The following is a 15,427-nucleotide window of genomic DNA, read 5'->3' as shown; positions in this document are numbered from 1 at the left end:
CGACCTCTCACACCACCGTACGTACCGTTCGGTATACGGCGGTTCCATTAAGTTTGACGCAGAAATTCATATCGATTATATAAACTTTTCAACCCTCGGTGACTCCAATACAAGTTATTGAGGGTTTTGTGTAAGATTGGACTACAGGCTATTCTCCAATATTTCTTTCTGGAGTTTCCCCATTCATATGCCTTTTGGTCAGGGACACCTAGACCTTTGAGTTTTCTTACTCTTGTCCTCGGTTTCTTCCATTGTTTCCATTCAAGCATACGGAGTCTCCGTCTAATCCACTCATCAAATTCTTTAAATTTACTTGGTGTATCAGCCAATGCAAAATATCCACACCATCCCGTTAGATATTGATTTAGTTTCTCGATTCTAACTTCCATAGGAATTTGTTTAGAACGGGAGGTTAACTCCCGTATTTTAGCCTTAAACCTTTTAATACTTTCATTGGCTATTCGAACCTTCGGTTTCTTATTGACCGTAAAGCTAAAGCCAAGAAACTTTCGTTTCCACGGGCGATCAACTGCTGACTTTTCTCTATTTACTTTGAGCTTTAATTTCTGCTCAATAAAGCATGTAATTGAGTTCATCACTCGTTCTCCAGCTTTCTTCGATTTCATGTAAATATTACAATCATCGGCGTAGCGGACAAACTTGTGACCTCTCCTTTCTAACTCTTTATCAAGTTTATCCAAAAGGATATTCGAAAGAAGGGGGCTCAGTGGACCTCCTTGTGGTGTTCCTTCTTCTGCATCATAGACTACACCATTCATCATAATTCCTGCTTGGAGATATTTCCGTATAAGTTTCAAGACCAGCCGGTCTTGGATTCTACTTGCTAATATCCCCATTAACTTATCATGATTGACTCTATCAAAGAATTTCTCCAAGTCCATGTCAATCACCCATCTATAACCTTCACTTATATATTCCCTTGCTTTACGAACCGCATCATGACCTCTTCTATTTGGTCTAAACCCATAACTATGTTCTGAGAAGGTTGGGTCAAGAAGTGGGGTTAGAACTTGGGCGATAGCCTGTTGAATGAACCGGTCTGTCACGGTAGGTATTCCTAGTAATCTTACTCCACCGTTCGGTTTCGGGATTTCGACTCGACGGACTGGGTTAGGTTGATAGGTACCTTCCCTTAATGAATCACAAAGAGTTTCCCAGTTCTCATAGAGATGTCTTCGTAGGGATTTTACGGACATTCCATCTATGCCGTGACTCCCTTTGTTCTTCTCCACACGTTTAAGTGCTTCTATTAAGTTTTCCCGTGACAGAATCAGATCCATTAACATGTGATATTTCCTTTCGACGTGAACGTAGAAATCTAATTATGTTATTCCTGCTCCACCCTCATGAAGTCCCCTGTGGAATTCACCACTTCCTCCTTCAAGTAAGTCCTTTCGGATTGTCTGCTTCTATACAGGAATTATATGCCTAGTTCTCGTTCTTCCTAATAGTTCAGTCCTTCCCATTCCATCTCGAGTTGGAATGGTACTATGACCTCGGCTGACTTCTGATTGTTCAGCTGTCCATCGCTGGATAGGTTACCAAGGGAACTTGGCGTTCCAATCAGACCTCCCCGGGTAAGAGTACAGTCTTTCCCTCCATCTATCTGCTTCATTTACTCTGTACCACCTTCGGCAGTAAGGACTTCGTTTTGTTGTGCAAACTCATCCAATGGTACCTAGCCTTATATGAAGTTCGTGTTCCTCAGACCGGAGGTTTGCCGCTCGCTTCCTTCAGATTCTGCGTCACCACAGACACCCTTGCGTTAAGCTAACCATTACTACTGCCTTCATGGTTCGGGACTCTCACCCTATAGACTGCACCCATGCCGGGCGCACACAAAAAAATAAGAATCCGAATGAAGGATTCTTCTTTATAAAGGGCTGTCTCATCTGTCCTTATAAAAAAGACAGGCGGAGAAATCATGATTCTCCGCCTGTCTTTTTATTTTCTATCAGAAAGGATATTTAAGTACAGGCTTGCGGGCGGCAAGCGTTTCATCCAATCTCTTAATGACTGTCGTGTGCGGCGCTTCTTGAACAAGCTCCGGCGTTTCCTCCGCTTCCCTGGCAATCTGAATCATTGCCTCTATAAAGGAATCCAGTGTTTCCTTCGATTCCGTCTCGGTCGGCTCAATCATCATCCCTTCTTCGACATTAAGCGGGAAGTAAATGGTCGGCGGATGATAGCCGAAATCCAACAGCCTTTTAGCCATATCCAGTGTCCGCACTCCGAGCTTTTTTTGCCTTCTGCCGCTCAGAACAAACTCATGCTTGCAATGGCGGTCATATGGAAGGTCAAAGTAAGGAGCCAGCCTGCGCATCATATAATTCGCATTAATAACCGCATTTTCCGTGACAGCCCGCAGCCCATCCGGCCCCATTGAGCGAATATAGGTATATGCCCGGACATTGATCCCAAAATTCCCGTAATACGGCTTCACCCTGCCAATTGCCTGAGGCCGCTCATAGTCCATCTTATACTTGCCATCTTTTTTGACAATGACCGGCTTCGGAAGATAAGGAATCAGTTCCTTCTTGACGCCTACAGGACCCGAACCAGGGCCTCCGCCTCCATGCGGCCCTGTAAATGTTTTGTGAAGATTCAGGTGGACAACATCGAAGCCCATATCTCCCGGGCGCGCCTTGGAAAGAACTGCGTTCAAGTTGGCTCCGTCATAATAGAGCTTCCCGCCTGCTTCATGGATAATTTCAGACATCTCTAAAATATTTTCCTCAAAAAGTCCAAGCGTATTCGGATTAGTCAGCATCAAAGCAGCCGTATCAGGGCCAACCACACGCTTCAGGTCCTCGATATCCACCAGCCCGTCTTCGTCCGACCTTACGGTTACCGTTTCCAGTCCTGCTACAGTGGCCGAAGCAGGGTTCGTTCCATGCGCTGAATCGGGAACAATTACCTTCGTACGGTGAGTATCTCCATTCGCTTCATGGAACGCGCGAATCATCATCAGACCGGTCCATTCGCCGTGAGCCCCGGCAGCAGGCTGAAGCGTTACTTCATCCATGCCGGTAATTTCAATTAAATGCTCCTGAAGATCATACATCAGCTCAAGTGCGCCTTGCACAGTATTCGGATCCTGATATGGATGGATATGGGCAAAACCGCTCAGCCTGGCAGCGTTCTCGTTCATTTTCGGATTATACTTCATCGTACAGGAACCAAGCGGGTAAAAGCCGGAATCCACCCCGTGGTTGCGCTTAGAGAGAGCTGTATAATGCCGCATAATATCAAGTTCCGAAACTTCCGGCAGTCTTGCTTCCTCTGTGCGGATATATTCAGCCGGAAGAAGCTCTTCCAGGGCTGTCTCTTCAATATCGATTTCCGGAAGGCTGTATCCAATCCTTCCCGGCTTGCTAATTTCGAATATCAATGACTGATCCTGCTTATTCATGCTGTCCCCCCACTTCCCTTGCAAAAAGATCCATTTCCTCTTTCGTCCTTAATTCCGTTACGGCAACAAGCATATGATCAGCCAGTTCCGGATAGGCGTTCCCAAGATGGAAGCCGCCAATGATCCCCTTCTCCAAAAGTTTTTGATTCGTTTTTTCAAAAGACTCCGGAAGCTTTACGACAAACTCATTAAAGCAAGGTCCATCCAAAACGATTTCAAGTCCCTGTTCCTTCAAGACTTTTTTCGTATAGTTTGCTTTTTGCAGATTCTGTACGGCCATTTCCCTGACCCCTTTTTTCCCAAGGGCCGTCATGGCCACAGAAGCAGCCAGGGCATTCAGCGCCTGGTTTGAACAGATGTTAGAGGTCGCCTTATCCCGGCGGATATGCTGTTCACGGGCCTGAAGCGTCAGGACAAAACCGCGTTTGCCATCTTCATCGACTGTCTGGCCAACAAGCCTGCCCGGCACTTTACGCATCAGCTTCTTCTTCACAGCAAAATAACCGCAATGGGGGCCGCCAAAGGCTGCCGGAATTCCAAACGGCTGCGCATCGCCGACAACGATATCTGCACCCAAGGAACCAGGAGGCGTCAAAACGCCGAGAGACAGAGGATTGCTTGAAACTATAAACATCGCTTTATGTGAATGAACAAGCTCGCCGATTTCTTTTAAAGGCTCAATCCTGCCAAAGAAATTAGGATATTGAACGATAACGCCGGCCGCTTCCTCAGTCAGCAGGCTTTCCAGCTGTTCAAGATCGGTAACACCGGCTTTGTGGGGAATCTCGACAATCTCTACATTTTGGCCTTTTGCATACGTTTTGACCACATCTCTGGACTCAGGATGAACAGAAGCAGAGATCAATATTTTTTTCCTTTTCGTCTGACCCGCACTCAGCATGGCCGCTTCCGCTAAGGCAGTTCCTCCATCATACATGGATGAATTGGCGACATCCATGCCGGTCAGTTCACAGATCATGGTCTGGAATTCAAATATAGCCTGCAGCTCCCCTTGGGAAATCTCCGGCTGGTACGGAGTATAAGCCGTATAGAACTCTGACCTTGACAGGACATGGTCCACAATGACCGGCATATAGTGATCATATACACCAGCCCCCAGAAAGGACGTATATGATTTGGCATCGGCATTCCGCGCTGCCATTGCAGACAGCTCCTTCAGCAGCTCAGGCTCCGATTTAGCCGGTTTTATCTTGTAATCTCCCCTGAAACGGACCTGCTCCGGAATATCATGAAAAAGCTCATCTGCTGACTCAACGCCAATGGCTGCAAGCATTTCTTTTTGATCTTCCTCTGTCATTGGTAAGTAACGATGTTTCATCCTTGATACCATCCCCTCTGTATTAACGTGATCGTTTATAAAATGGTGTCGCTGTCACGACAGCCTTCAGCCTTTTTGAACGGATTTCCACTTCAACCTCGGTTCCCAATTCTGCATATTCCTTATCGACAAGTACCAGGCCGACATTTTTCATGAGCGTCGGAGACTGTGTTCCTGTAGTGACCTCCCCAATCAGCCTGCCGCCGCTGTAAACCGGGTAGCCGTGCCGCGGGATGCCTCTGTCAGCCATCTCGATTCCCACAAGTTTGCGGGGTGCCCCTTTTTCCTTTTGTTCACGCAGAATAGCCTTGCCAAAAAAATCAGCCTCTTTATCTGTTTTTACAGCAAAACCAATCCCCGCTTCAATCGGCGTAATGTTTGGCGAGAGCTCCTGTCCGTACAGAGGAAGTTTGGCTTCAAAGCGGAGCGTATCTCTTGCCCCCAGGCCAATCGGCAGTACGCCCTCTTCTTCTCCCGCCTGCAGAATATCTCTCCAAAGCTTTGGTCCTTCGGCACCGGCACAATATATTTCAAAGCCATCCTCTCCGGTGTAGCCGGTCCTGGAAACCATAGCGTCCGTCCCATTTAAATTCACATGCTCCTTGAAACGGAAAGACTTGATTTCACTTAAATCATCCTTTTCTGCAAGCTTTTGAAGCACCTTTTCTGCAAGAGGGCCTTGCAATGCCAGCTGGGCATACTGTTCTGAAACATTGTTGATTTCTACTTTTTCGATCCTATTTGCCTTTAACCAGTTAAAATCTTTATCAATGTTTGCCGCATTGACCACGAGCAAATAATCCCCGTCTGATTTTTTGTACACAATTAAATCATCGACCGTACCGCCATTTTCATAGCACATCACAGAATACTGGGCACCGCCGATTGGAAGCTTAAGAACATCATTGGTCAGCATTCTTTGCAGGAAGGCAATACTTTCGGAGCCTTTCACCTCAATTTCGCCCATATGGGAAACGTCAAACAGCCCCGCCTTCGTGCGGACCGCTTCATGCTCTGCCTTGATTCCTGAGAATTGAACGGGCAGTTCCCATCCGCCAAAATCAATCGTTTTTCCTTTACTTTCTTGGTAGACCTCAAATAATGGCGTCCTTTTTAAATCCGTCATATGGAATCCCTCCGCTTTACATGTATGGTATTTTCAATGATTTACGGCAAAACTGGGCATAAAAAAAGACAAAGAAAAAAGCCTGTTTCGCTTTTTTCTCTGTCCTGATACCTGAAAGTTTACCTTTTCTAAGGATTTCCCCTTTGGTGGCCGCCTTGCCCAATGAAAACGGCGCTCTCCAGAGTTGCGTCCCGCAAGAGTTCTTTTGCCTGAGAGATTCACTGCTAAGCTTGCTCCTTCGGCGCTACATGGTCGTAGTCTCTCCCCTTGCTTTCATCCGCTTATTCTATTGAATGAGAACTATCAAACAAGGAAAATTCGTTCTTCACGCGTGAAGTCCATTATTCCTTGAGGCAAATGAGCTGTTTGATGATAAATTCACGGAATCCTGAACATAATAAGAGAAATGAAGAGATCATAAGACACCGGCTCAATTAACTGATAATTCAAAAGATACCTTCATCCTACCCTATGCAGGCCTTTCCTGCAATCTATTTTTTCAGTTTAGCAGCCTGTCTTTTCAAAAATTTGGTGCTTTCATCCGGGAAAAGCCGGCGACCCAGAAAGGAGTTAAAAGCATGAAAATCAACATCGTTTCAGAAGAAAACTGGCAGAATGATTTTATTCATAGAATCGAAGAGGACGGTCCATGGGCAAACTGGGAGCTTTATAAGCTTGCTGTCAAAATGGAAGAAGAACTGATTATCCCTGAATTCGAAGGGCTTCAGGCTCCTAAATATCTCCCGCAGCTGACCCCTCTGCCGCATCAGCTTGAAGCAGCCCGGCAGGTTGTTGAGGAAATGAACGGAAAAGCGATCCTGGCAGATGAAGTCGGACTCGGAAAAACCATTGAGGCCGGGCTGGTCCTGAAGGAATATATGATCCGCGGACTCGTGAAGAAGGCTTTAATTCTGGTACCGGCCTCCTTGGTCACACAATGGGCTTTTGAATTAAATACGAAGTTTCATATACCTGCTGTTACGCAGCGAAAAAGCTACGTATGGGACTCCTGCGATATCATTGTTTCCTCTATTGATACGGCGAAAAGAGCCCCCCATAAAGACATCATTTCTCAGCAGGAATATGATCTGATTATTATCGATGAGGCGCATAAGCTGAAAAATAATAAAACGAAGAATTATGAATTCATACAGGGGCTGAAAAAGAAATTTTGCTTATTGCTTACTGCCACCCCTATTCAAAATAAAGTGGAGGAAATTTTTCATCTTGTCTCCCTGCTGAAGCCCGGTCACTTAGGGAGCGCTTCCTTATTTTCCGAAAAGTATAAAGGGAAGGGGCGGAGCCTTCATGATGACCAGCATTTGAAAGAACTCATCAATACGGTGATGATCCGGAACAGAAGAGCGGACACCGGGATTGAATGGACAAAAAGGATCGTCGAAACGGTCATCATCGATTTCTCGCCGACGGAACAGGCGTTATATGATGCCGTTTCCCAATTCAAAATGGAAGCGGACGGCACGAAAGGCAGCGCCTTCTCCTCCCTCACCCTTCAGCGCGAAGCCTGCAGCAGCCGGGAAGCCGTCTATTATACGTTAAAGAATATGAAAGAGAAGCATGAAAACCCATCCCCTGCTCTAGTGGCAGAAATTGATCAGCTGATAGAAAAGGTGAATGAGACGACTCGCAATTCCAAAGCAGAAAAAGCGCTCGAGCTGATTAAAAAAATGGATGATAAAGTGATTATTTTCACCGAATATCGTGCAACCCAGCTATACCTTCAGTGGTACTTCAAGCAGCATGGCATTACTTCCGTCCCTTTCCGGGGCGGTTTCAAACGCGGGAAAAAAGACTGGATGAAAGAATTATTCCAAAAGCATGTCCAGGTCCTGATTGCTACAGAAGCAGGCGGCGAAGGGATTAACCTTCAGTTTTGCAATCATCTGATTAATTTCGATCTGCCTTGGAATCCTATGCGGCTCGAACAAAGAATCGGCCGGCTGCATCGTCTGGGCCAGGAAAAAGATGTGATAATTTATAATTTTGCTACGAAAAATACGATTGAAGAACATATTCTCAAGCTTTTATACGAAAAAATTCATTTATTTGAGCGTGTCATCGGAGAACTGGATGATATCCTGACAAAACTGGATATCGGGAATATGGAAGAATATTTGATTGACATTGTAGGAGAGTCCAGGACTGAGGGAGAAATGAAAGTCAAGATGGACAACCTCTCTTCCCTTATTCAGTTCGCCCAAGAAATGAAAGAAGGTGAAGTTCATGCAGCAACAGGAAATACATGAATGCCTGTTAACCTACTTTTCCGCAAATAATTGTAAGATTGTTGAAAATCATCCTGCCTATCTGACGGTACAGCTCACAATCGAAATGGATAAAGAATTAATGAACCGGCCCTTTTACTGGCATTACCTTGAAAAAACGGGCGGAGTTCCAAATCCGGCTAAATTGACCTTTATTACGGATCCGCAAAACGCGCCGGAGAATGTAAGCGGGGAAAAGATTCATTTTGGCTCTCCCAGGCTGCATCAAATCATGGCATCTGCCAAAAGACTTTCCAGTTTTATCCGGCTCTATCAAAAAAACAGCAGCACTCAAAACTCCTTGTTTCCCTGGCTTTCCATCAATGTAAAAATCTCTTACACATGTGACCGGAGACGGGAAGTTTTCAAATCAGTCGGCCTCAATCTCATCTCCGGAGAAATTCGGGAAGGGTTCCATGCTCAAGTTCAGAAGCTCGACGTTACACCAAGAATCCCGGATTACTCGTATACCCTTTCACCGCTGATTAGGCCTAAAAGCGGATTAAAAAGACTGGACACCTATTTACGGAAAAGCTTTGAGACAGAGGAGCACAGCTGGGCAGTGGCGGCCATAGAAAGGTGGCAAAATGACCTGCAGCTGCTCGAGCATTTTTATAAAGATATGGAGGAAAAGACCGCAAGCTATTATACCGAAAAAGAAGCACTGAAAGCCCAATACGAGCCGAGTATCACCATTGATATCATCAATGGCGGCCTGTTTTACTTAAACGATCAAGCCATTTAACTATAAAAGCGGATACCCGAGAATAAGGCATCCGCTTTTTTTGATGTTTTAACATTATCCATACAGCAAAGAAATAATGATTTCCGATACTGTTTCCCTTCTTAGAAAAAATCAAAAGTTGGTCCGTACCATTACAGATTTTGCGGTGTTTTTCAAAACAATCAGCAGGAGGAGATATATCATTTTCAGAATAGAGGTCAATGTAAGCTTAATTGGAGTAATGATGCTGCTGCGGCACTGCTTTATACATTTCCGTCGAAGGTCTAAGCAGCAAATAATATTCGGTCATTATTGAAGGATATAAATTACCGATACAGTATGAATAGGAATAAGACAAAAAAACTGCAAAACTTCATATAAATATTTTTTGCTGTTTATGGATGTTCATCCAAACCGGCTGCCTCTGAAAGATGCTCACAAATGTTTTAGACTTGTTTTCAGTCTTATAAAAAGACTTCCCAGCTCTATTTTACAAAGGTCTTCCTTTCCTCAGCCACCAACTGAATATGATGCTTTTTTATTCTTCTCATCAGCAAAGACTGCGTAACACCTAAAAGTTTTGCGGCTTTTCTTGTTGAATTTTCTTTCTCCAGGGCCTCTATAATCATCCGCCTTTCTATTTCATCCAGCATCTCGGGCATTGTCGTTTTATTTGAAAGCAGTCCATTAGGCATGACGTTTTGTTTCATCATTTTCTGCGGCAGGTCTTTTTCCTCAATAAGCTCGTCGTCTGATAAAATTACAAGACGCTCCATTAGATTTTCAAGCTCACGTACATTCCCAGGCCAGGAATAGTGCATAAATGTCTTGAGCACCCCTTCTGAGAAGTGCTTCTTTTGATTGTGTTTGCGATTAAAAAGATTGATATAATACTTCGCCAAATTTTCAATATCATCACGGCTCTCACGCAATGCGGGCATTTTCACAGTTAATACATTCATTCGATAAAATAAATCGGATCGGAATGTCCCTTCTGCTGTCATGCTTTCCAAATCCTGATTAGTCGCTGCGATAATTCGCACATCAGCTTTTACAGGCTCCCTGGCACCAATTGGCAAATAGGTTCTCGATTGAATGAAATGTAAGATTTTTGCTTGTAAGCGTAACGGCATTTCTCCTATTTCATCCAAAAACAAAGTACCCCCTTCTGTTGTTTTAATTAATCCTGGTTTCCCCTTTGAAGCGGCACCGGTAAATGAACCTTTCTCGTAGCCAAATAGTTCTGACTCCAGCAGGGAATCAGGTATAGATGCACAATTAATCTTCACGAGAGGCTTTGCTCTTCTTCTGCTTAGCGAATGGATCATTTCAGCTGTCAGACTTTTTCCTGTGCCTGTCTCCCCTACAATAAGCGACATGGTGTCTACAGCCGCAATTTTCTCAATAATTTTATTAGCTGTTACCCTGCTTTTACTTTTCCAGTTAAAATTTTCACATTCCATTTCATCCTTATTGATCTGCATATTTGTAAGCTTTCGAATATATGCGCTGTATTTCTCCAATAACTCTTCAATTTCCTGAAGTTTCGTCGTGTTTTTTACGACCTCTGTTATATCTCGGCAATGAGCGACAGCTGCAATTATAGTTCCGTTTTTATTTTTCACCAAGTGACCTGTGGCAATATACCGTCTTCCCTGGGCAACTTCTTGGACAGCACTGACATTCTTCCCCGCTTCCAGTGCCTTACGGATGACAGATGGTTTAAATAGGCCTTCTTTTTCTAAGTCTCTCACATTTCTTCCAATAACTTTACTCCTTGGAAGACAGAACATGGACTCACTCACCGTATTTATCCACAGGGTTGTTCCTTCGTGGTCTGAAATATAAATGGCATCATTTATAGATTCCAAAATATCGATAAAAAATTCTGAATTTTCGTTAAATAAGTCAAACAATTTCTCCAAATCTTTTCCTCCATTTCATTTTTTGAGTTATTTTCGATTCAATTTGGCCAACGTTTGCCCAATTTAACAAAAAAATCGAGTTGAAAACAATTCAGTTGAGTTATTTTTAAAAAATTCTACTTCTTTTTTTAAATAAATTCTATAAATTTCATGAAAAAACAGGAAAACAGGCCATTTTTTGTTTTTTTATTTGGCATGAATATTGCATCACTAAATGACAGGAGGTGAAAAGTGTGAAAACAGAAATTTTTTTTGATTCTTCCCTAAAGATAGACAAAGAAGAATCTGCACTATATCGAATTAATAAAGAGCGTCTTATGTCTGCGATCATGACGAGTGCTGAAAACGGAACTCTGCCTAAAGGGGGTCTATGCAGATTGGCCCTAAGCGAAGAGGATCAAAGAATAAGAGATTTATTTAAGGATTGGATGAAGGAAGAAAGGCTTGACGTTCGGATTGATGATGCAGGGAATATGTATGGACGAAGACAAGGGAAAAACAAAGATGCCCTCCCTGTTGTAATCGGATCACATCTCGATACACAGCGAGTTGGCGGAAAATATGACGGAGTTCTGGGGGTAATGGGAGCACTTGAAGCAGTCCGAACACTGAATGATTATGGAATAGAGACTGAAAGGCCCATTGAAATTGTGAACTTTACCAATGAAGAAGGAGCCAGGTTTTTACCCTCCATGCTTGGGTCAGGTATTGTGGCAAATGCCATTACCTATGAGGAAACAGAAAAAATCAGAGATAAAGATCAGCTGAAATTTGCAGATGAGCTGAAGAAAATAGGATATAGAGGTTCTGCTGAAAACAGACTGAAGGAACTGTACTGTTATGCAGAGCTGCATATTGAACAAGGTCCGGTACTTGAGGCAAACAATAGGAACATCGGCATTGTCACAGGTATTCAGGGTATCAGCACTCTGGAAGTAGTCATTACAGGGCGGACAAGCCATGCCGGCACTACCCCTATTGAGAATAGAAACGATGCTATGCTGACTGCAGCAAAAATGATTCAAACCGTTTACATGTCATATGAAAGATACCCCGGTTCATTACTGACAATCGGCCAAATACAATCACTTCCTAATGTAACAAATTCGCTGGCCGGTCAAGTGGTATTCTCCATCGACATTCGGCATCCAGAGGATCCAGTGAGGCAGCTGATTACAAAGGAATTAAAAGAAAAACTAAGTACAATGGCACTCATTGATAAGATGAATCTTCATATCAAAGATCTGATGGAAGTAAAAGCCGAAACATTTTCCACAGATATAGTAAAAGAAATTCAATCAGCAGCTAATAGACTCGGCTGCAGTTCAATGAAGGTAATCAGCGGTGCAGGACATGATGCAAAATTTATGAATCAAATGGCTCCTGCAGGAATGATATTCATCCCGAGAATCGGCGGCGTCAGTCATTGTGAGGAGGAATACAGCACAGAAGAAGATATTGAAAAAGGCGTACAAATTTTGTTTGAGCTGGCACTTCGATTTGCAGACCGCAAAGAAAAAATACAAAGATAAGGAGAAGGATAGTATGAAAACAGCAACTGATTTGAGTTTAGAAAAGGTTTTCCAGCAAATAGACAAGTCATGGGATGCAGAAATTAACTTTTTACAAACGCTATGCCAATTTCCATCTACTCTCGGCAATGAAGCACCTGTTCAGCACTTTATTGCTGAGTTTTTGGAAAAAGAACTGGATCTGACGGTATCAAAGGTGATTCCCGATCCCCTCAAGCTATCCTCACATCCAGGTTATTCCGAACCCGAATGGCCCTATGATGACAGACCGGTTGTCATCGGAGAATATCGTTCAGAAGGCGATAAAAAAGGCAAAAGTGTGATTTTCCAAGGACATATAGACGTTGTCAGTCCAGAACCTGTTTCATTATGGGAACATAATCCATGGGGAGCCGATATCGTCGGCAGCAAAATGTACGGCCGTGGAACAGCTGATATGAAATCAGGTATAGCTGCAATGATTTTTGCCTTAAAAGCTGTACGCGATGTCGGAATCAAACTTTCATCTGACGTCATTATTAAAACGGTAACAGAAGAAGAGTGTACCGGGAATGGCGCTCTAGCTGCAATAGAAGAAGGTTTTAAAGCAGATGCTGCCCTTATTCCAGAGCCGCTTGGACGAAAAGGACTAATTGCTCAGGTTGGCGTGATTTGGGTAAGGATGAAAATTAAAGGTTTAGGTGCACATACAGAAAGGGCTGACAAAGCCGTAAGCCCGATTATTGAAAGTTATAAAATGATTGATGCCCTATTAAATTATGAACAAGAATTAAATAATAAGAAAAAACATAAAGATTTCGCTGACCATCCCCATCCTTATAATATCAATATCGGAAAAATCCATTCAGGAGATTGGACTTCGACTGTTCCTTCCGAATGTACGATTGAAGCAAGAGTAGGTTTTCCGCCAGGAATTAACCCGCAGGACATAAAAGACGATTTAAAATCCTTTTTACTGGCAGCTGCGGGAAAAGACGAGTGGCTAAGCGAAAACCTTCCGGATATTACATTTTACGGATTTCACGCTGAAGGATTTTCCATTGACCCGAATCAAGAGTTATTTGATGTTTTAAACAAAGCACATATGGCCATTGGAGAAACACCTTTAGAATTTAGATCCTTTACCGCTACAACGGATGCTAGATTTTATAATCTGTATTATGACATTCCTGCCACATGTTATGGACCCACAGGCGAAGGCCTTCATGCACCGAACGAATGGGTTGACCTCGACAGTGTTAAACAGGTAACCAGAACGTACGCCGCATTTCTGATGAAATGGTGCAAATATCGCGAGAATGAAGAGTAGGGGAAACTAAAAAAACTCAAAAGGCCCGGCCCGCAAACATTGACATCACGAGGGAACCTGTTTACTAAAATATCAAATAAAGTGATGGTGATAAAGGATGTCAACGATAAATACTCATGATAGCATTCCTGAAGAACAGCGAAAGAAACTAGTTAAAAGAGCGGCTTTGGCAAGCGTGGTCGGAACCACGATTGAATGGTATGATTTCTACATTTATGGCACAATGGCCGCATTGGTCTTTCCTAAATTGTTCTTTCCCGAATCGGACCCTTACATTGGGCTGCTCCAGTCATTTACCACACTCTTTATAGGCTTTCTTGCCCGGCCGCTTGGCGCTGCCTTTTTCGGGAATTTTGGCGACCGCCTCGGACGCAAAACATCATTAGTCGCAACCCTCCTTTTAATGGGTATTAGCAGTACGCTCATCGGATTATTGCCCCCTTATGAAAATGTCGGGATTACCGCAGCTATTCTGCTTGTATTTTTACGTTTCTGCCAAGGGTTCGGAGCCGGAGGTGAATGGGGCGGTTCTGTTGTCCTTTCGGTGGAATGGAGCTCTAAAAAAAGACGCGGGATTATGGGAAGCATGACGCAAATAGCATCTCCCATCGCCTTGCTCCTTTCATCAGGAGCCATTTCCCTTACGATCTTTTTAACGGGAGACCACTTTTATACTTGGGGATGGAGAATTCCCTTTCTGATCAGCCTTGTGCTTGTTTTCATTGGATTTATAATCAGACGCGGGGTAGCTGATTCTCCTCAGTTCACAAAAATGAAAAAAGAAAACCGCCTGGCAAAACAGCCAGTGAGAGAAGTTTTCAAGAGATATCCTAAAGCATTATTTTTGGTCATTTTCTCCAGTTTAGCTCAAGGTGTACCTTTCTATGTATTTACTACCTTTGCTATCAGTTATGGAACAGAACAGCTGCATTTAGATAAGCAGTTCCTGACTAATACCATCCTGTTGGTATCTATAGTCGAAATCATTGCAATCCTCTATGCAGCCCATTTATCAGACAAATATAATAGAAAAACGGTATTTTATGTCGGAAGTCTATTAACCATTTTGGTTGCATTCCCATTCTTCATGCTGCTTGATACAAAGACACCTGGATTAGTGATTCTGGGAATGTGTTTATCCATTATTGGCGCCGGAACCGTCTATGGACCTTTGGCCGCCCTTATTGCAGAGTGTTTCCCGGCAGAACTAAGGTATAGCGGAACCTCACTGGGTTATCAAATCTCCGCCGCTGTCCAAGGGCTATCCCCATTACTATGCGTGTATTTATTAAATACATTTAATAGCACTGTTCCAATCAGTCTCTATCTTATTGCCGCCTGTGTTATTTCGATCATCGCGGTATCTCTGTTGAAGAAAAACTCAAATAGAATGGATATGGATATCGCCAGTTAAAAATACAGGCTAGGACGGACAGCTTATAGTCTTCTTACTTGGTCTCAGCCGGCACAAAGCCGCAAAAAACGGATGCCCATATGCGGCATCCGCTTTTGCTATTTGTTTTTTTTCAGCATCATCGATATTGCAAAAGGAACAATCCCGAACCATTCAGACACTTTCGGAGGTTTGTTTTCCTTCCGCTCTCTTCTTTCCTCTTTCCGCTCCTGTTTCCCTTTGCTGAAAAAAATCAGAATTTGTTCTGTTAAATATTGAATATATGCATTTGTTTTCACAGACATCACCCCGTCCCTCAGTATGCCCGAATGATGCCTATCTTATCCGTCAAACGCTGCCG

Annotated in this window: 12 protein-coding genes and 2 riboswitches; of the genes, 5 read left to right on the top strand and 7 right to left on the bottom strand. The window is 43.5% G+C overall.

What is annotated here, in order from left to right; translation table 11 throughout:
* Positions 1–47 precede the first annotated feature (47 nt).
* The 5 genes from ltrA to gcvT all read right to left on the bottom strand — a co-directional run bounded on the left by ltrA (position 48) and on the right by gcvT (position 5,898).
* Positions 48–1,307 carry a group II intron reverse transcriptase/maturase gene (gene ltrA / locus BQ4305_RS08570; RefSeq protein WP_110926134.1) on the bottom strand — a complete coding sequence of 420 codons (1,260 nt, stop codon included), beginning with the start codon at positions 1,305–1,307 and terminating at the stop codon, positions 48–50.
* A 158-nt stretch (positions 1,308–1,465) separates the two neighbouring features.
* Positions 1,466–1,636, bottom strand: coding sequence for a hypothetical protein (locus tag BQ4305_RS21390; protein ID WP_199880500.1), 171 nt, complete (start codon positions 1,634–1,636; stop codon positions 1,466–1,468).
* A gap of 339 nt (positions 1,637–1,975) precedes the next feature.
* Complete coding sequence (gene gcvPB / locus BQ4305_RS08560) at positions 1,976–3,433, bottom strand: aminomethyl-transferring glycine dehydrogenase subunit GcvPB (protein ID WP_110927434.1); 1,458 nt, start codon at positions 3,431–3,433, stop codon at positions 1,976–1,978.
* A complete protein-coding gene (gcvPA, locus tag BQ4305_RS08555) occupies positions 3,426–4,772 on the bottom strand; it encodes an aminomethyl-transferring glycine dehydrogenase subunit GcvPA (RefSeq protein WP_110927433.1) in 1,347 nt (448 codons plus the stop codon). The genes gcvPB and gcvPA overlap by 8 nt, the downstream gene beginning before the upstream one ends.
* Positions 4,773–4,794: 22 nt before the next feature.
* Entirely contained in the window at positions 4,795–5,898 is a 1,104-nt protein-coding gene (gene gcvT / locus BQ4305_RS08550) for a glycine cleavage system aminomethyltransferase GcvT (RefSeq protein ID WP_110927432.1), read from the bottom strand.
* Positions 5,899–5,995: 97 nt separating this feature from the next.
* Positions 5,996–6,082: riboswitch (glycine riboswitch) on the bottom strand.
* 3 nt (positions 6,083–6,085) lie between these two features.
* Positions 6,086–6,175, bottom strand: a riboswitch (glycine riboswitch).
* A gap of 301 nt (positions 6,176–6,476) precedes the next feature.
* Between gcvT and BQ4305_RS08545 the strand changes: the two genes are divergently transcribed.
* Both BQ4305_RS08545 and BQ4305_RS08540 read left to right on the top strand, forming a co-directional pair.
* Complete coding sequence (locus BQ4305_RS08545; RefSeq protein ID WP_110927431.1) at positions 6,477–8,165, top strand: DEAD/DEAH box helicase; 1,689 nt, start codon at positions 6,477–6,479, stop codon at positions 8,163–8,165.
* The gene (locus tag BQ4305_RS08540) at positions 8,143–8,928 is read left to right on the top strand and encodes a YqhG family protein (protein ID WP_110927430.1); all 786 of its coding nucleotides are present in this window, start codon (positions 8,143–8,145) and stop codon (positions 8,926–8,928) included. Before BQ4305_RS08545 ends, BQ4305_RS08540 begins: the two co-directional genes overlap by 23 nt.
* A 464-nt stretch (positions 8,929–9,392) precedes the next feature.
* Here the strand turns inward: BQ4305_RS08540 and BQ4305_RS08535 are convergent, their stop codons facing one another.
* Entirely contained in the window at positions 9,393–10,832 is a 1,440-nt protein-coding gene (locus BQ4305_RS08535; RefSeq protein WP_110927429.1) for a sigma-54 interaction domain-containing protein, read from the bottom strand.
* 233 nt (positions 10,833–11,065) lie between these two features.
* Here BQ4305_RS08535 and BQ4305_RS08530 point away from each other — a divergent pair, with 233 nt between their 5' ends.
* From BQ4305_RS08530 to BQ4305_RS08520, 3 genes are all read left to right on the top strand, one after another.
* Entirely contained in the window at positions 11,066–12,364 is a 1,299-nt protein-coding gene (locus BQ4305_RS08530; RefSeq protein ID WP_110927428.1) for a Zn-dependent hydrolase, read from the top strand.
* Positions 12,365–12,377: 13 nt separating this feature from the next.
* Positions 12,378–13,673, top strand: a complete 1,296-nt coding sequence (locus BQ4305_RS08525) for an ArgE/DapE family deacylase (RefSeq protein WP_110927427.1) — start codon at positions 12,378–12,380, stop codon at positions 13,671–13,673.
* A 97-nt stretch (positions 13,674–13,770) separates the two neighbouring features.
* Positions 13,771–15,087 (top strand): MFS transporter, encoded by a 1,317-nt coding sequence (locus BQ4305_RS08520; protein ID WP_110927426.1) that lies wholly within the window; start codon positions 13,771–13,773, stop codon positions 15,085–15,087.
* Between the two features lie 98 nt (positions 15,088–15,185).
* On the opposite strand, the gene BQ4305_RS08515 is transcribed toward BQ4305_RS08520, so the two are convergent.
* On the bottom strand, positions 15,186–15,365 hold the full coding sequence (locus BQ4305_RS08515; RefSeq protein ID WP_110927997.1) for a YqzE family protein: 180 nt from the start codon (positions 15,363–15,365) through the stop codon (positions 15,186–15,188).
* Between the last annotated feature and the right edge of the window lie 62 nt (positions 15,366–15,427).

This window comes from Bacillus massiliglaciei (assembly GCF_900098925.1).
Lineage (GTDB): Bacteria > Bacillota > Bacilli > Bacillales > DSM-1321 > Peribacillus > Peribacillus massiliglaciei.
Note: the sequence above shows the minus strand (reverse complement) of the source record. Positions and strands in the feature narration are given on the sequence as shown.